The organism is Nocardioides sp. 616 (assembly GCF_002930065.1).
Taxonomy (GTDB): domain Bacteria; phylum Actinomycetota; class Actinomycetes; order Propionibacteriales; family Nocardioidaceae; genus Nocardioides; species Nocardioides houyundeii.
This window is the reverse complement of record NZ_POAG01000012.1, coordinates 1-17,010: the sequence shown is the minus strand read 5'-3', so window position 1 is coordinate 17,010 and position 17,010 is coordinate 1. Positions and strand designations below refer to the sequence as shown.

Genomic DNA, 17,010 nt, shown 5'->3' with positions numbered 1-17,010 from the left:
AGGCGAGTAGCGTAGGAGGGATGTCGAGCGCCGCACGAGGGACTCCCCCGAGAACGCTGGCCGACCAGCTGCGCGGCTGGCCGGACGATCGTCTTGCCCGACTGCTCCAGCTCCGACCGGATCTGGCCAGTCCCGCCCCGCAGGACTCCGCGCAGGTGGCCTCCCGAGCGGCCACCCGCAGCTCGATCCTGCGCGCCCTGGACGGGCTGACCACGCTGGAGCTCTCGGTGCTGGACGCCCTCGTGGTGCTTTCCCAAACCACCCGCGAGCACCTGGTGGAGGTGGTGCGCGCCGAGACCGGTGCCGTGGAGGCCGCGATCGACCGTCTGGTGGACCTGGCGCTGGTGTGGGAGTCCCCGGCAGGCATGCGCGCCCTGACCGGCGTGGCCGACGCGATCCGCGGCGACGAGTCCCTGGGAGTCAGCGGGCTGCGACCCGTGACCAGCCACGGCCTCAGCGCGGCGCAGGCGGCCGAGCGGATCGCCGCCCTGTCCCCCGACGCGCGGCGCCTGCTCGAGCACGTGACCGACGCCGGCGGCGAGGGCACCACCGGCAACGCCCGGATCCCGGCCTCGCCGGCTGCGGCCACCACGCCTGTCGAGGAGGTCCTGGCCCACGGGCTGCTCGTCCCTCAGGGTGGCGGGGTGGTGCACGTCCCCGGGCAGGTCGGCATCGCTCTGCGGGGTGGGCGCACCACCCACACCCCGCGGGACGACGTGCCTCCGCTGGCCACCACCAGCCGGGACCCCGACCTGGTCGACCGCAGCGGTGCCGGAGCCGCCTTCGAGACGATCCGCCGGGTCGAGCTGCTGCTGGACCACTGGGGGCTGGCACCCCCCGCGGTGCTGCGCAGCGGCGGCCTGGCGGTCCGCGACCTCAAGGCCGCCGCCACCGAGCTGCACGTCGAGGTGGACCAGGCCGCCCTGCTGGTCGAGGTCGCGGCGGCGGCGGGGCTGGTCGCCGAGGGCTCGGACACCGACGGGGTGGCGGCCTGGCTCCCCACCCACGCCTTCGACGCCTGGGCGGCGACCGAGGCCAGCGACCGCTGGCTGACGCTGGTGCGGGCCTGGCTGGAGTCACCGCGGCTCAGCGCACTGGTGGGCACCAAGGATCCCGGGGGCAAGACCCGCAACGCGCTCGCCCCGGACCTGTCCAGCGTGTTCTGCATGGAGGCCCGGCAGATGGCCCTGGCCGAGCTGGCCCAGCTGTCGCCGGGTCTCACCCTGGCCACCGGCACGGGCGTGCCCTCGCTGGTCGCGCGGGTCGCGTGGCTGCGACCGCGGCGACCCGCCACCCGGGCCGACATGGTCGCCTGGGCGGTCGCCGAGGCCGGGACCCTGGGGCTGACCGGCCTCGGCGGCGTCACGTCGTACGCGCGGCAGCTGCTGGCCGGCGACCCGGTGGCCGCGGCCGCGACCCTCGCGCCGCTGCTGCCCGGCACGGTGGACCACGTGCTGGTGCAGGCCGACCTCACCGCCGTCGCGCCGGGGCCGCTGGAGGCGGACCTGGCCCGCCGGATGCACCTGCTGGCCGACGTGGAGTCCCGGGGCGGCGCGACCGTCTACCGGTTCACGCCGGGCTCGATCCGCCGAGGCCTGGACGCCGGGTGGTCGGGGGCGGAGATCCACGAGTTCCTGGCCGCTGTCTCCCGGACCCCGGTGCCGCAGCCGCTCAGCTACCTGGTCGACGACGTGGTGCGCACGTTCGGCACCCTGCGGGTCGGCCACGCGGAGGCGTTCCTGCGCGCCGACGACGAGGGGGCGCTCACCGAGCTCCTGCACCACCCGCGGGCCGCCGCGCTGGAGCTGCGCCGGATCGCCCCGACGGTGGTGGTCTCCACCATCCCGGTCGACCTGCTGCTCCCCCGGCTCCGCGAGCTCGGTGCCGCGCCCGTGCTCGAGGCCAGCGACGGCACGGTCCGCGTCGCCCGGCCCGACCTCCAGCGTGCCCGCTCGCCGCGCTCTCGGTCAGTGGCCGCCGTGGGCGCTGCCCGGGACGCTGCTCGGGTCGCGGCCGCGGTGACCGCGGTGCGGGCCGGGGACCGTGCGGCCGCCACCAGCCCGGCGCGGCCCCCGACGGCCACCACTCCGACCACCGCGCTGGCGCTGCTGCGCGAGAGCATCGAGGCCGGCGGCGGCGTGCTCATCGGCTACGTGGACAACCACGGCGGCACCACCGAGCGCCTGGTGGACCCCCTGCGGCTCGAGGGCGGCCAGCTGACCGCCTACGACCACCGCAGCGACGACACCAAGACGTTCTCGGTGCACCGGATCACCACCGTGAGCCAGGTTTCGGCACGACCGTAGGATCGCTGCGTGGATTTCCTGAGGTACGACGAGTCGGCCGTCGCCCTGCTCGCGCAGGCTGTCACCCGATGAGCGACGGTCCGCTCATCGTCCAGTCCGACAAGACGCTGCTGCTGGAGATCGACCACGAGCAGGCGCAGGAGGCCCGGCGGGCCATCGCCCCCTTCGCCGAGCTCGAGCGGTCCCCCGAGCACATCCACACCTACCGGCTCACCCCGCTGGGTCTGTGGAACGCCCGGGCCGCGGGCCACGACGCCGAGCAGGTGGTGGACACGCTGCTCACCTACAGCCGGTACGCCGTGCCGCACGCCCTGCTGGTCGACGTCGCCGAGACGATGGCGCGCTACGGACGGCTCCGGCTGGACAAGCACCCGGTCCACGGCCTGGTGATGACCAGCAACGACCGGCCGGTGCTGGAGGAGGTGCTGCGGGCCAAGCGGGTGGCCGGGATGCTCGGCGCCCGGCTCGACGACGACACCGTCGCGGTGCACCCCAGCGAGCGCGGCAACCTCAAGCAGGCACTGCTCAAGCTGGGGTGGCCGGCGGAGGACCACGCGGGCTACGTGGACGGCGAGGCGCATGCCATCGACCTCAAGGAGGACGGCTGGCAGCTGCGCGACTACCAGCGCGACGCGGCCGAGTCGTTCTGGCACGGTGGCTCCGGGGTGGTGGTGCTGCCCTGCGGCGCCGGCAAGACCATCGTGGGGGCCTCGGCCATGGCGCACGCTGGTGCCACCACCTTGATCCTGGTCACCAACACCGTCTCGGCGCGGCAGTGGAAGGACGAGCTGCTGCGCCGTACCACGCTCACCGAGGACGAGATCGGCGAGTACAGCGGGTCGGTCAAGGAGGTGCGTCCGGTGACCATAGCGACGTACCAGGTGATGACCACCAGGCGGAAGGGGGTCTACACCCACCTCGAGCTCTTCGACGCCCGCGACTGGGGGCTGATCATCTACGACGAGGTGCACCTGCTGCCGGCCCCCATCTTCCGGATGACCGCGGACCTGCAGGCGCGGCGGCGGATCGGGCTGACCGCGACCCTGGTGCGGGAGGACGGCCGCGAGGGCGACGTCTTCTCCCTGATCGGGCCCAAGCGCTACGACGCCCCCTGGAAGGACATCGAGGCCCAGGGCTGGATCGCGCCGGCCGACTGCGTGGAGGTGCGGGTGACCCTCACCGACGCGGAGCGCATCACCTACGCCACCGCCGAGCCGGAGGAGCGCTACCGGCTCGCGTCCTGCACGCCGCGCAAGCTGGACGTCGTACGTCGGCTGGTGAAGCAGCACTCGGCGCAGCCCACGCTGGTGATCGGGCAGTACATCGACCAGCTCGACGAGCTCGCCGAGGCGCTCGACGCCCCGCTGATCAAGGGCGAGACCTCGGTCAAGGAGCGGCAGCGGCTCTTCGAGGCGTTCCGATCCGGGGAGATCTCGCTGCTGGTGGTCAGCAAGGTCGCCAACTTCTCCATCGACCTGCCGTCGGCGGAGGTGGCGATCCAGGTGAGCGGCTCCTTCGGCTCACGGCAGGAGGAGGCGCAGCGGCTCGGTCGCCTGCTCCGACCCAAGGACGAGGGCAAGACGGCGCACTTCTACACGCTGGTCTCACGCGACACCGTGGACGCCGACTTCGCGCAGAACAGGCAGCGCTTCCTGGCCGAGCAGGGCTACGCCTACCGGATCATCGACTCCCACGACGTCCCCGCCTGAGGGCCGCCGCGGGCGAGCGTCGCCTCAGCCGGTGTCGCCGCGCTGGAGGTACATCGTGAAGCGGTCGGCGGCATAGGCGGAGCGGGAGACCGCCACGACCTGCTCGCCCGACAGCGCCCGGCGGGCCAGCCGGAGCACCGGGTGGGTCTCGGAGAGCTCGAGCAGGGCACGCTCCTCCTGGGTCGCCCGGTCCGCGCGGACTGAGTCCTCGGCCCAGGTGGGCCGCAGGTCGCGCGCGGCCAGCTCCTCGTAGAGGCTCGACGGCAGGCCGTCGGAGAGAAAGCCCGGCAGCAGCGCCTCGTTGAGGTAGGTGTCCTCCAGGCACACCGGCTCCTCGCCGGCACTGCGCAGTCGCTTCCAGTGGATCACCGGCGCACCGGCGCTGACCTCGAGAGCGCGAGCGACCCCGGGGCCGGCCTTCTCGATCCGCGCCAGCACGGTCCTCGACCGGGGCGCCAGCCCGCGGCGGCGGAGGTCCTCGGTGAAGCTGGTCAGCCGGGCCGGACGGCGGGGCGGGGACGCCACGAAGGTGCCGCGACCTGGGATCCGCTCGAGCAGTCCCTCGGCGACCAGTGCGTCCAGGGCCTGGCGCACGGTCATCCGGGCCACTCCGAAGTGGGCGACCAGGTCCCGCTCCGAGGGCGCCGGGGTGCCGGGCGCCGCACCGTCGATGAGGCCTCTCACGTGCTCTCGCACGACCACGTGCTTGAGCGCGCGCTGAGAGACTTCGGCCGGCTGTTCCACGAGCCGAACGATAGGTCCGCGGACGGTGCCCCGTCCGGGGAACCGGGGAACCTGCGGAGCCTGGTGCCTAGTCGGTGGAGATCGCCTTGAGGACGTTGAGCCGGGCCGCGCGACGGGCCGGGATGACGGCGGCCAGGACCCCGACGACCATCGCCACGACGAGGAATACGCCGAGCTGGTCCCAGGGGATCGAGATGATGTTGAGCCCCTGGTCGCGCAGGGCGAACATCAGCGCCACGCCGAACCCCACGCCGAGCACCACGCCGAGGACGGCGCCCAAGGTGGCGATCACCACCGACTCCAAGGTGATCATCCGCCACAGCTGGCCGCGGCTCAGCCCGATGGCCCGCAGCAGGCCGACCTCCCGGGTCCGCTCGATGACCGAGAGCGCCAGCGTGTTCACGATGCCCAGCACCGCGATCAGCAGCGCCAGGCCGAGCAGGGCGAAGATCATCAGGATCAACTGGTCGATCGGCTCGCGCTGCTCCTCGGCGAAGGCCGCCTGGTCCTTGACCGTGACGGTGGGCAGATCCGCCACGACCTCCTCGATGGCCATGTGCACCTCGAAGGTGCGGCGCGCCACCTGCAGGACCACGGAGTTGTCGCGGTCGGGGTAGCCAGCCTGCAGCAGGGTCTGCTTGGTGGTCACCAGCGGGAAGCCGAGCACCGCGTTGGGCTCGAAGATGCCCTTGACCTTGAGCTTACGGCTGGACCCGTTGAGGGTGACCCGGATCTTGTCCCCGACGTCCAGCGCCTCGGACGAGGCGTATGCCTGGTCGACCACCAGGTCCCCGGGCCCGAAGCCGCGCAGGGAGCCCTCGACCAGCACCATCCCGAGCCACCCGGTCAGCGCCTCGGGATTGGCGGCGGTGATGCCCTGGGCGTCGCCGCCGATCTGGGCGGTCACGTAGCGTTGCTGGACCACGTCGGTGACACCGTCGATCCGGCGCAGCTTGTCAGCGATCGAGGAGGAGAACGGCTGCCCTCCCATTCCGGAGACGATGAAGTCCCCCCGGAAGTTCTTCTCGATCGTCTCGTTGACGCTCGCCTTGGCCGAGTCGCCCACGATGGACATCGTGCCGGCCAGCGCCATCCCGATCATCAGGGCGGATGCCGTCGCGGTGGTGCGTCGAGGGTTGCGCAGGGAGTTCTGCCCCGCGAGGTTGCCCACCGCCCCGAAGACCATGGCCAGGAAGCTGCGGGCACCGGTGAGGAACGGCTGGCTGAGCACGGGGCTGGCGGCTGCGACGCCGAGCAGGATGCCCAGCACCCCGCCGCCGATGTACCAGCCCGCCTGGTAGACGCCTCCGAACAGCCCCAGGGCCAGGGCCGCCCCGCCCGTACCGGTCAGCACCAGGCCGAAGACGAAGCGCTGGTGCAGCGAGGACTCCGGCATCGCGACGTCGTCGCGCAGCGCCTGGACCGGAGCGATCATGGTGGTGCGCCGGGCCGGCATCCAGGCGGCTGCCATCGTGACCAGGACGCCGATGGCGTAGGCCGCCACGACCGTCCGGGAGCGGAAGACCAGCTCCTGCCCCGACAGGTCCAGGCCCAGGGTGCCGAACAGGGCCTGGATGGCCATCGCCATCAGCACTCCCAGGCCCAGGCCCAAGGTGGCACCGAGCAGCCCCAGCACCAAGGCCTCCAGCAGCACCGACCCGGTGACCTGCCGCTTCGAGGCGCCGAGGGCACGCAGCAGCGCGAGCTCCCGGCTGCGCTGGGCGACCAGGATCGAGAACGTGTTGACGATCAGGAAGGCGCCCACGACCAGGGAGATGCCGGCGAAGATCAGCAGGAAGGTGGTGAGGAAGCCGATCCCCTCCAGCAGCGCGTTCGAGCCCTCGTCCGCCGCCTCGTCACCGGTCCGGGCCCGCACCCGCTCCGGGAGCACCTTGGCCACGCGGTCCCGCAGCCGCTCCTGGGAGACCCCGTCCGCCGCAGTCACCCAGGCGTCGTTGAAACGGTCGCGTCCGCCCATGAAGAGGTTCTGCGCGGTCGGGGTGTCGAAGGCGACCCAGGTGGCGCCGTTGAACGACCCCCCGTCCACGAAGTCCGTGATGCCCACCAGCGTGGGGGTGAGCAGCGGCTCGTCCTCGCTGGTGACCAGGCGCACCTCCTCGTTGAGGAAGTAGCCCGCCCGCTGGGCGGTGGAGGCCTCCATGATGATCTCGTCTGGCCCCTGGGGGGCTCGCCCCTGGATCAGGGTGAGACCGGAGAGTCCGTGACCTGCCGGGGCCCCGGTCCAGTTGCTGGCGAAGGCGGGTGCGCCCGCCACCCCTAGCACCTTGTTGTTCTTGTCGATCACGAAGACGGCAGGGTCCAGGATGTTGCCGTCCGCGCGGGCGGCGCCCTTGACGCCGGCCAGGGTGCGGACCAGGCTGCCGGGGATGGTCTTGGTGCTCGACTGCCCCGAGTCGTCGCCGTCGCCTTGAGGGCTGACCACGACGTCGCCCACGGTGGAGGCGAACAAGGCCGTGAAGCTGCGGTTGAGGGTGTCGGTGAAGACCAGGGTTCCGGCCACGAACGCTACTCCGAGCACGATGGCGAAGGTGCTCATGATCAGGCGCACCTTGCGCCCGAGCAGGCTCTTCAGTGAGGCACGGAGCACGGGGGCTCAGTCCGTCGCGCGCGAGGGGGCAGTCATGCCGGTCATGATGGCCAGCACCTGCTCGCGACTGGGGTCGCGCAGCTCGTCGACCACGCGCCCGTCGGCGAGGAAGACCACCCGGTCGGTGTAGGAGGCGGCGACGGGGTCGTGGGTCACCATCACGATGGTCTGGCCGTACTCGTCGACGCTGCGGCGCAGCAGGTCGAGCACCTCGCCCCCGGACTGGGAGTCCAGGTTGCCCGTGGGCTCGTCGGCGAACACGATGCGTGGGCGGCTGGCCAGCGCGCGGGCCACCGCCACCCGCTGCTGCTGGCCACCGGAGAGCTCGTTGGGCTTGTGGTTGAGCCGGTCCCGCAGGCCCACGGTGTTGATCACCGTGCGGTACCAGCGGCGGTCGGGCTTGCGGCCCGCGATGGCCAGGGGCAGGAGGATGTTCTCCTCGGCCGTCAGGGTGGGCACCAGGTTGAAGGACTGGAAGACGAAGCCGATCTCGTCGCGCCGCAGCTTGGTCAGCCGGTAGTCGTCGAGCCGCCCGAGCTCCTTGTCGCCGATCCACACCTCTCCCGAGGTGCCGGTGTCCAGCGCCGCGCAGCAGTGCATCAACGTGGACTTGCCCGAGCCGCTGGGCCCCATCACCGCGGTGAACTCCCCCGCCGCGATGTCGAGGCTGACCCCGTCCAGGGCCTTGACCTGGGCCTGCCCGCTGCCGTAGGTCTTGACCAGGTCGCGCACCCGCGCCGCGGGCTTGCTGTCGCCGAGAGGGCTCCGGGCAGGCACCGAGCTGAGGGCAGTCATGCCCATACCCTCCACCGTCGGACAAGCCTCCCGCCACCGGTATCGCCCAACGAGCAGGAAACCTTTCCGCGCGCCCTTGGCGGATCGAACATCTGTTCGATAGGCTCGGAGGATGGATTTCCAGTCCACTCTCTTCGCGTCCGAGGCACCCGGGCCCGCCTGGCTCTCCCCCGAGCGCACGACTCTGAGCCACGGCGCCTGGGTGGACGTGCAGCGCGCCTGGCTCGGGGGCGCCGACGAGGTCTTCGACGTGATGAGCACCGACGTGCCCTGGCGCGCCGAGCAGCGCCCGATGTACGACCGGGTGGTCGCCGTGCCCCGCCTGCTCCACATGTACGGCGTCGGGGCAGCACTCCCCCACCCCGCGCTGGTGGAGGCCAGGGAGGCCCTGGACGCCCACTACCTGCCCGAGCTCGGCGAACCGTTCGTCACCGCGGGCTGCTGCTTCTACCGCGACGGCAACGACTCCGTCGCCTGGCACGGCGACCGGATCGGCCGGGGCCGGGACCGCGACACGATGGTGGCCATCGTCTCCCTCGGCGACCCGCGACGGCTGATGCTGCGGCCCCGCGGCGGGGGCGCCTCGCTGTCGATCACCATGGGTCACGGCGACCTGGTGGTGATGGGCGGCAGCTGCCAGCGCACCTGGGAGCACGCGGTGCCCAAGCAGGCTCACGCCGGACCGAGGATGTCGGTGCAGTACCGGCCCCGCCACGTGTTCTGAGCGGATCTCTGGCCGCGTGCGCCGTGGGGATTCTGGGTACACCCTGGCAGCCGTCCCGAGCCGGAAGCGGCCGTCCGTGGAGCCCGGGGAGCAGAGGTACGAGATGAACGCAGACCTCGTCTATGTGGTCGCGGGCGGCAGCCTGCTGCTGGCCGTGGTCCTGCCCGAGCTGCTGGACCGGTGGGCGGTGTCGGCTCCGATGGTGCTCGTGGGTGTCGGCATGCTCATCGGGCTGACCCCGCTCCCCGACGGGCTGCCGCTGGACCCGGTGGCGAACCGGGCCGTCATCGAGCACGTCACCGAGCTCACCGTGCTGATCGCCCTGATGGGGGTCGGACTGGCCATCGACCGGCCTCTGCGCCTGCTCGAGAAGGACTCCCGCCGGGCGTGGGCACCGACCTGGCGGCTCCTGCTGCTGGCGATGCCACTGTGCATCGCCGGCGTCGCGCTGCTGGGGTGGGCGGTGGGCCTGGCGCCCGCCGCGGCCCTGCTACTGGGCGGCGCGCTCTCCCCGACCGACCCGGTGCTCGCCTCCGACGTCCAGGTGGCCGGCCCCCAGATCGGGGACCACGAGGTGGACGAGACCGACGAGCTGAGGTTCGCCATCACCTCCGAGGCCGGCCTCAACGACGGTCTGGCCTTTCCGTTCGTGTACGCCGCGATCCTGCTGTCCACCGGGGCGGTCTCGGACTGGGCGGTGGAGTGGGTCGCGTGGTACCTGGTGGGCAAGATCGTGCTGGGCGTGCTCGTCGGGATAGCCGTGGGCTGGGCGCTGGCGCACCTGGCCTTCCGCTCGGCCAGCCCCGCCCTGCGGATGGCGGAGCGGGGGGAGTCGCTGCTGGCCGTCGCCGCGCTCGTCGCGTCGTACGGCGTGACCGAGGTGGTCGGCGGCTACGGGTTCCTCGGTGTCTTCACGTGCGCGTTGACCTTCCGTTCCGCCGAGCGCGGGCACGACTACCACCTGGCGATGCACAACGTCGTGGAGAGGCTGGAGCGGCTGTTCACCCTGATGGTGCTGCTGGTGCTGGGCATGGCCATGACCCGGGGCCTCTTCGACCACCTGGACTGGCGCAGCGTGCTGATCGCCCTCGCCCTGATCTTCGTGATCCGTCCGGTCAGCGGCCTGGTCTCGCTCAGCCTGCGTGCCCCCGACCCGAGCAAGGAGGGCGCGCTGACCCGCCCGGAGCGGGCGGCGGCCGCGTTCTTCGGGGTCCGTGGCGTGGGCTCGCTGTACTACCTGGCCTACGCCTCGGGCCACACCGAGGGCTTGGCGGAGCCCTGGCTGTGGTCCACGGTGAGCTTCACCGTCCTCGCCTCCGTCCTGGTGCACGGCGTCCTGGCGACCCCGGTGATGCGCCGACTCAACGTCGAGCCGTCACCCTCGGCCTCCTGAGGGGGTCAGGCGCTCAGTTCGCGGCGCAGGAAACGCACCGTGAGCCGCATGGAGTCCAGCCACCGCGGCCCGAAGGCGTGCTGCTCGCCCTCGTAGAGCTGCAGGGTGCTGTCCACCCCGGCCTGCGTCATCAGCCGCTGCGTGGTGCGTGCCCACGGCAGCGGGCAGGACTCGTCAAGGGTGCCGTGGTGGGCGAGCACCGGCTCGGTGATCCGGTCGAAGTAGGTGCGGGCAGACAGCCCCTCGTAGAACCCGGGACGCTGCCGCGGCGAGCCGAACCGGCGGAACAGCTGCTGCGCGCTCTCGGGGCGCTCGGGCAGCGTCCACCGGCGCAGGTTGTCGAGGTAGTCGGAGCTGACGGAGGCATAGATGACGGCCGCCTTGACCAGCCCGGGCTGGGCGACGAGCGCGTTCATGGTGACGCCGCCGCCCATGGAGCGGCCCAGCATTGCGATCCGGTCCGGGTCGACGCTGGGCTCCTCGCGCAGGGCGTGCACGGCGTTGATGGCGTCGCGGGTGTAGCCCAGCCGCGTCTCCCGGTCCAGGTCGCTGGCGGGGTCCGAGGCGGCGTGGCCGCGGTAGTCGGTGTGCAGCACCACGAAGCCGGCGCGGGCCAGGTGCGTCTGCTCACGCGAGAGCCCCTGGCCCGAGACGTAGATCGACGGCTCGATGTAGCCGTGGTTGAGCACCACCGCCGGGAAGGGCCCCGGGCCCTTCGGCACCAGCAGCACCCCGGAGACCCGGACGTCGCCGCTGCGGTAGAGCACCTCGTGCTCGGTGTACGCCTCGTTCTCGAGCACCGTGCGGGTGCGGCGTGGTCGCTCGCTGCTGAACTCCTCGGCCATCAGCGCCGTTAGGGAGTACGGCGAGGTAACCGCGGGCAGCCGCTCGGCTGCCGCCGACGGCTCGGTCCTGGGGCTCGCCTCTGATGCCGAGGCGGAGGGCGTGGCCGTCTGCGGTGGCGTACGACGTGCCTTCTCGGCGTCGTCGGTGCACGCTCCTGCCGTCCCGACCACCAGCACCAGCACCAGCACCAGTGCGAGTGCCGGCATCGGAGTCCGGGGCCAAGCCGCGAGGCGGGTCATCCCCCAACCCTGCCAGTCAGCGCAGCGGGCCGGAAGGACGTAGCTCGTCGGGCAGCCGACATTCACCTGTCACAGGCGCGTAGCGACCGAGATGCCCGACAGGGCCCCGGTCGTGAGACCGAGGCCCTGCTGGGTCGTGCTGTGGTGCGGTGTTGCAGGCGGATCAGAAGTCCATGCCACCCATGCCGCCGGTGGGGTCGCCGCCCATCGGGGCAGCCTTCTCCGGCTTGTCGGCCACGACGGCCTCGGTGGTCAGGAACAGGGCGGCGATCGACGCGGCGTTCTGCAGTGCCGAGCGGGTCACCTTCGCCGGGTCGATGATGCCCTCGGCGATCATGTCGACGTACTCGCCGTTCGCGGCGTTCAGGCCGTGGCCGGGGGTCAGGTTGCGCACCTTCTCCGCCACGACGCCACCCTCGAGACCAGCGTTGATCGCGATCTGCTTGAGCGGGGCCTCGATGGCGACCCGGACGATGTTGGCGCCCGTGGCCTCGTCGCCGACCAGCTCGAGCTTGGTGAACGCCTCGGCACCGGCCTGGACCAGCGCCACGCCACCACCGGCGACGATGCCCTCCTCGACGGCAGCCTTCGCGTTGCGAACGGCGTCCTCGATGCGGTGCTTGCGCTCCTTGAGCTCGACCTCGGTGGCCGCGCCGACCTTGATCACCGCGACACCGCCGGCCAGCTTGGCCAGGCGCTCCTGCAGCTTCTCGCGGTCGTAGTCGGAGTCCGACTTGTCGATCTCGGCGCGGATCTGGTTGACCCGGCCCTCGATCTGGGCGGTGTCACCGGAGCCCTCGACGATGGTGGTCTCGTCCTTGGTGATGACGACCTTGCGGGCCTGGCCCAGCAGCTCGATGCCGGCCGACTCCAGCTTGAGGCCGACCTCCTCGGAGATGACCTGGCCACCGGTGAGGATGGCGATGTCCTGCAGCATGGCCTTGCGGCGGTCACCGAAGCCCGGGGCCTTGACGGCGACGGACTTGAAGGTGCCACGGATCTTGTTCACGACCAGCGTGGACAGGGCCTCGCCGTCGACGTCCTCGGCGATGATGACCAGCGGCTTGCCGGACTGCATGACCTTCTCGAGCAGGGGCAGCAGGTCCTTGACGTTGCTGACCTTGGAGTTGGCGATGAGGATGTAGGGGTCCTCCAGCACGGTCTCCATGCGCTCGGGGTCGGTGACGAAGTAGGCCGAGATGTAGCCCTTGTCGAACCGCATGCCCTCGGTCAGCTCAAGGTCGAGGCCGAACGTGTTCGACTCCTCGACGGTGATGACGCCTTCCTTGCCGACCTTGTCCATCGCCTCGGCGATGATCTCGCCGACGGTGGTGTCAGCAGCGGAGATGCTCGCGGTCGAGGCGATCTGCTCCTTGGTCTCGACGTCCTTGGCCATGGCGAGCAGCTGTGCGGACACAGCGTCGACAGCGGCCTCGATGCCGCGCTTGAGACCCATCGGGTTGGCACCCGCGGCCACGTTGCGCAGGCCCTCGCGGACCATCGCCTGGGCCAGGACCGTGGCGGTCGTCGTGCCGTCACCGGCGACGTCGTCGGTCTTCTTGGCAACTTCCTTGACGAGCTCGGCCCCGATCTTCTCGTACGGGTCCTCCAGCTCGATCTCCTTGGCGATGGACACGCCGTCGTTCGTGATGGTGGGGGCGCCCCACTTCTTCTCAAGCACGACGTTGCGACCCTTGGGGCCGAGCGTGACCTTGACCGCGTCGGCGAGCGTGTTCATTCCACGCTCGAGACCGCGGCGGGCCTCCTCGTTGAAAGCAATCAGCTTAGGCATGACTCCTGCGATTCCTTTGGGAGTTCGGGGGTACGGCGTTGGTGGGTTGCCCGCGACGGACGATCCGGCTGCCCGGCGGACCCTTCCCGCCGGCGCTTCGGACCTCAACGTCACCAGTCCGTGTTTGTCACTCTCATCATAAGAGTGCCAACGTCATGTTTAGCACTCGACCCCGGAGAGTGCAAACGCCACCCCCACGATCCGGGGGTGGCGTTTGCGGGCGTAGGTCGCGGTCAGATCGGCATCTTGAGGAACTGGATGCCCTTCTCGAGCTGGCCGAACGCGGTGACGAAGATCGGAGCAAGCTCAGCACCCGACGTCGCGCAGAAGAAGTAGTCGCCGTCCTCGTTCTCAGTCTTGCGCTTCGACGTAGTGTCGCACCCGGCGGAGTCGCTGTCCGTGGCCACGTCAGCCAGCACCGTCGAGATCCTCTCGCTGCCGCAGTTGTCGGTGGCGGCGTCCCCGAAGCCCACGGTGATGATGAGCGTCCCCTTGTCCTTCGCGGCGTTGGCGACCGCCTTGAGGTTGCTGCACGCTTTCGCCGCGGTCGTGCTGCGCGGCTCGTTGACTCCCATGGTGTCGATCGTGTCGATGACCGTGTTTCCCGTCTGGGTCCTGCTCTCGACCGGAGCACCGTCAGTCTCGAAGATGACGACCTTTCGCACGTCTCCCGGTCGCTTGGCTGCGGCCGACATGGTCTCGAGGTCGTCTGCGTCCCAGAGGTGCTGGACGGCAGAGCGCAGGGGGGCTGCCAGGTGCGTCTTGTAATAGTTGCTGCTCTCCCCCAAGCACTTGACGGCGTTCGCCACCCGGTCCTTGTCGTTCAGCGCGTAGACCTCGCCCACCTTCGTCGAATAGGTGTTGCTGAACCGGGTCGCCATCCACCACCCCTTCTTCATGTCCGCGTCCGAAGGCGAACTCCCCGAGCCAGTCCGGGGCTTGTGGTTGGCAGTGGTGCTGGTCGGACAGGCGGTGCTGGAGAGCAGAGCGGCCGTGGTCGGCTTCGCCGCGGCGGCGTCGATGGTGCCGAGCGCCAAGAAGTGCATGGTCGGATCCATGGTCGTCATCATCGACCGAATGCTGGATCTCAAGTCTGCCAGGTTCGCGCTCATGCTCGGCGTGCGATCGGCGACCACCACGATGTCCAGCGGGTTCGGGGTTTCCGTCCCACAGGACCCCTTGCAGGCGACCGCGACGACGGCTCCGGTATCCCCCTGCTCGAAGCCGATCGCCGGGGCGAAGGCGTAGGGCACGACTTTGGAGTCGGCGACTCGGACGGTGTTGCACTTGATCGAGGCGTCGGACGCCGAGGGGACGCACGGGATGAAGCAGAGCTCGGACGTGCACTTCGTCCCTGCGTACGGCTTCGTCCCCGGCGGCTTGCAGGTCCCGGGGATCTGCGCGTAGTTCGGTGCCGTGCCGGTCGAGGCCACCACGCACCACTGGTCCGCCGTCACGGTGGTCTCGGAGTCAGCCTTCTTGGCCACCGTGTCGACGACGGTCTGGAGGTTGGCCGACGTGGTGGGGAGTGCGAGCGCGCCCGCGTGTGCAGCGATGTCCACGGTGTCCCGCAACTGCTGCTTCGCCGCTACGTTGCTGGCGACGTCGACCCCGATCGCCGCGAGGGCCACGAGCAGAACCACGAGCATCGAAAAGAGGACTGCGTAGGCCCCTCGCTCGTCGCGGCGCCGGCATCGCGTAGAGATCCCGTGAGGGCGGCCAGCCCTGCCCGTGCGATTCATTCGATCCTCATCTCAGCAGTCCGGGTCAGGTTGAAACCGCCCGGGAAAAAGACGCCGACGGGCGTGAGCATCTTGTGGGTGTAGGCAATCGTGACGGTGGCGGTCCCGCCACTCGCCTTATCGGTGTCGTAGGCAGAGCACGGGGCCCCGACCGCCGCGGGGAGAACTGGCGGTTTGCGGCAGGTCACCGAGACGGTGACGTTCGGAGCGCTTCCGACCTGGGCGGTCCCGTTCTTCGCCACGGTCTCGACCTGCAACTTCGTACCGTTCAGGCTCGCCTCGCGCGCGGCGTCGCGGGCAGCGTTGTTGATGATCGACCCACGATTGATCATGTAGCCGAAGTCGATGATGCCGAAGAGGAAAATCATGAAGATCGGCAGGATGAGGGCGAACTCGACCGCAGCCGATCCCCGTTCTCCGCGGTGTCTGGCACGAAACGACATGTGGCTCCCTCAGGCATCGGGCGCAGAGTCCGCGGGCAGCTCTACTACCGACGGGCACGGCGCATCGTCGACACACTAGGAACCCGCCCGTCTGGGCGGAGCGCAAACGGGCCAAGATGGCCCGAACGGTCTAGACCTCGTGGCCGTTCGGAGGGCCCTCCGGATACCGCTCCGCGAGCACCGTCCACTTGTTGGTGCCCTCGCGGTTGTCGCCCTTCTCCAGGATCACCAGGTTGTGGAAGCAGTGCACCGCCTTCACCCACCGGTCGGCGTACGACGGCTCGTGCGGCACGACGTACTCCTCGTGGTTGAGTCCGTCGACGAGGTCCTTGACCAGGTCCATCGTGGTGCCGCGGGCGTGCCGGTCCTCGGCCCCGCCCCACTCGGGCCAGTAGGAGGTCTGGGTGTCCTCGATCGCGTAGACCGCCCCGTCGGGCAGCAGCGGGAAGAGGATCCCGAAGGTCTTCCGGATGTGCTCCGGCACGTGCGAGCCGTCGTCGATGACCACCAGCGGCACACCCTGCTCCTCCACGATCCGACGCAGCACCGCCTCGTCGGTCTGGTCGCCCCGGTAGGTGGTGATCCGATTGCGGTCCACGAACGACTTGTCCTCGATGTCGAGGCCGACGATGTTGGCCCGGGGGAAGAACCACTTCCAGGCCTTCAGCGACGCACCGCCCTGACGGCTGCGCGCGTAGCCGCCGACGCCGATCTCCAGCAGGGTGAACTCGGTGTCCCGCAGGTGCTCCAGGTGCCGCTGGTAGTGCGGGGTGTACCGGTGCACTCCCCACTTGTCGGTGCCGAAGTGCTCGGCCAGCTCGGTCAGGTCGAGCTCTTTGAGGGGACGCTGTTCCTCGGAGGGACGCTGGGTCGAGAGGTCGCCGGGCATCGGGCCAGCGTAGTGGCCGAGCGAGACACCCGGGTGGGTACGTCGCCCCGTCTGACTGAGGATCTCGTTCGGCCCTGGCAGGGCAAGCCTCAGGGCGTCTTGGCCCTGAACGTCAGGATCCGCAAGCGCCCCGCCGCTCCCGTGGCCGGCGCAGTGCTCGGGCCCCACTTCTCGTCGCCCGGCTTTCCGAAACCCCGCTGGATCATGGCGCCTATCAGGAGCGGTGCCGCATCGAACACAACCACCGCAACACGAGCTTGACGCGCTACACGCTTGGCCTTCGCCTTCGCCTTCGCCTTCGCCTTCGCCTTCGCCTTCGCCTTGGCCTTCGCCTTGGCCTTCGCCTTGGCCTTCGCCTTGGCCTTCGCCTTGGCCTTCGCCTTGGCCTTCGCCTTCTTGGAACCCACTTGCTCAGGACTCGGTGCGGCTTCGGGAGTCGGAGCGACGCTACTGAGCGCGGCCGGAGTCGGGACGCTGGTCGCTGCGGTGGACGAAGGACTGGCCGGCATCGGGATGACTGTCGGAGTCGGCGTCGGCGTCGGAGACGGACTCGGGTTCAGGCTCGGCGTCGGAGACGGACTCGGGTTCAGGCTCGGCGTCGGCGTCGGCGTCTGTGTCGGGCTGGGAGCCGGAGCCGGAGTCGGAGTCGGGCTCGGCGCCGGGCTCGGCGTCGGGCTCGGCGTCGGAGTCGGCGTCGGAGTAGGCGTCGGAGTAGGCGTCGGAGTCGGAGTAGGCGTCGGCGTCGGCGTCGGCGTCGGCGTCGGAGTCGGAGTCGGAGTC

Annotated in this window: 13 protein-coding genes and 1 pseudogene; 4 read left to right on the top strand and 10 right to left on the bottom strand. The window is 70.5% G+C overall.

Annotated elements, in window-relative coordinates:
* The first annotated feature begins 20 nt into the window (after positions 1-20).
* On the top strand, positions 21-2,306 hold the full coding sequence (locus C5H89_RS04560) for a helicase-associated domain-containing protein (RefSeq protein WP_104105899.1): 2,286 nt from the start codon (positions 21-23) through the stop codon (positions 2,304-2,306).
* Positions 2,307-2,374: 68 nt separating this feature from the next.
* A complete protein-coding gene (locus tag C5H89_RS04555; RefSeq protein WP_104105898.1) occupies positions 2,375-4,015 on the top strand; it encodes a DNA repair helicase XPB in 1,641 nt (546 codons plus the stop codon).
* Between the two features lie 24 nt (positions 4,016-4,039).
* On the opposite strand, the gene C5H89_RS04550 is transcribed toward C5H89_RS04555, so the two are convergent.
* The 3 genes from C5H89_RS04550 to C5H89_RS04540 all read right to left on the bottom strand — a co-directional run bounded on the left by C5H89_RS04550 (position 4,040) and on the right by C5H89_RS04540 (position 8,162).
* Complete coding sequence (locus tag C5H89_RS04550; RefSeq protein WP_240181704.1) at positions 4,040-4,759, bottom strand: GntR family transcriptional regulator; 720 nt, start codon at positions 4,757-4,759, stop codon at positions 4,040-4,042.
* A gap of 67 nt (positions 4,760-4,826) precedes the next feature.
* Complete coding sequence (locus tag C5H89_RS04545; protein WP_104105897.1) at positions 4,827-7,367, bottom strand: ABC transporter permease; 2,541 nt, start codon at positions 7,365-7,367, stop codon at positions 4,827-4,829.
* Positions 7,368-7,373: 6 nt separating this feature from the next.
* The gene (locus C5H89_RS04540; RefSeq protein ID WP_101526262.1) at positions 7,374-8,162 is read right to left on the bottom strand and encodes an ABC transporter ATP-binding protein; all 789 of its coding nucleotides are present in this window, start codon (positions 8,160-8,162) and stop codon (positions 7,374-7,376) included.
* A 112-nt stretch (positions 8,163-8,274) separates the two neighbouring features.
* On the opposite strand from C5H89_RS04540, the gene C5H89_RS04535 reads away from it, so the two are divergent.
* Positions 8,275-8,886 carry an alpha-ketoglutarate-dependent dioxygenase AlkB gene (locus C5H89_RS04535; RefSeq protein ID WP_104105896.1) on the top strand — a complete coding sequence of 204 codons (612 nt, stop codon included), beginning with the start codon at positions 8,275-8,277 and terminating at the stop codon, positions 8,884-8,886.
* Between the two features lie 103 nt (positions 8,887-8,989).
* Positions 8,990-10,279, top strand: a complete 1,290-nt coding sequence (locus C5H89_RS04530) for a cation:proton antiporter (RefSeq protein ID WP_104106079.1) — start codon at positions 8,990-8,992, stop codon at positions 10,277-10,279.
* 5 nt (positions 10,280-10,284) lie between these two features.
* Here the strand turns inward: C5H89_RS04530 and C5H89_RS04525 are convergent, their stop codons facing one another.
* From C5H89_RS04525 to C5H89_RS19465, 7 genes and pseudogenes are all read right to left on the bottom strand, one after another.
* Positions 10,285-11,364 carry an alpha/beta fold hydrolase gene (locus C5H89_RS04525; protein ID WP_240181703.1) on the bottom strand — a complete coding sequence of 360 codons (1,080 nt, stop codon included), beginning with the start codon at positions 11,362-11,364 and terminating at the stop codon, positions 10,285-10,287.
* Between the two features lie 163 nt (positions 11,365-11,527).
* The gene (gene groL / locus C5H89_RS04520; RefSeq protein WP_104105895.1) at positions 11,528-13,156 is read right to left on the bottom strand and encodes a chaperonin GroEL; all 1,629 of its coding nucleotides are present in this window, start codon (positions 13,154-13,156) and stop codon (positions 11,528-11,530) included.
* Between the two features lie 233 nt (positions 13,157-13,389).
* Positions 13,390-14,805, bottom strand: coding sequence for a vWA domain-containing protein (locus C5H89_RS04515; RefSeq protein WP_104105894.1), 1,416 nt, complete (start codon positions 14,803-14,805; stop codon positions 13,390-13,392).
* Positions 14,806-14,894: 89 nt separating this feature from the next.
* Positions 14,895-15,341, bottom strand: a complete 447-nt coding sequence (locus C5H89_RS04510) for a TadE/TadG family type IV pilus assembly protein (protein ID WP_104105893.1) — start codon at positions 15,339-15,341, stop codon at positions 14,895-14,897.
* Positions 15,342-15,471: 130 nt separating this feature from the next.
* Complete coding sequence (locus C5H89_RS04505; RefSeq protein WP_104105892.1) at positions 15,472-16,230, bottom strand: methyltransferase; 759 nt, start codon at positions 16,228-16,230, stop codon at positions 15,472-15,474.
* An 89-nt stretch (positions 16,231-16,319) separates the two neighbouring features.
* Positions 16,320-16,637, bottom strand: a complete 318-nt coding sequence (locus C5H89_RS19470) for a hypothetical protein (protein ID WP_205304861.1) — start codon at positions 16,635-16,637, stop codon at positions 16,320-16,322.
* A 40-nt stretch (positions 16,638-16,677) separates the two neighbouring features.
* Positions 16,678-17,010, bottom strand: a pseudogene (locus tag C5H89_RS19465) (fibrinogen-binding protein); the annotation flags it as partial.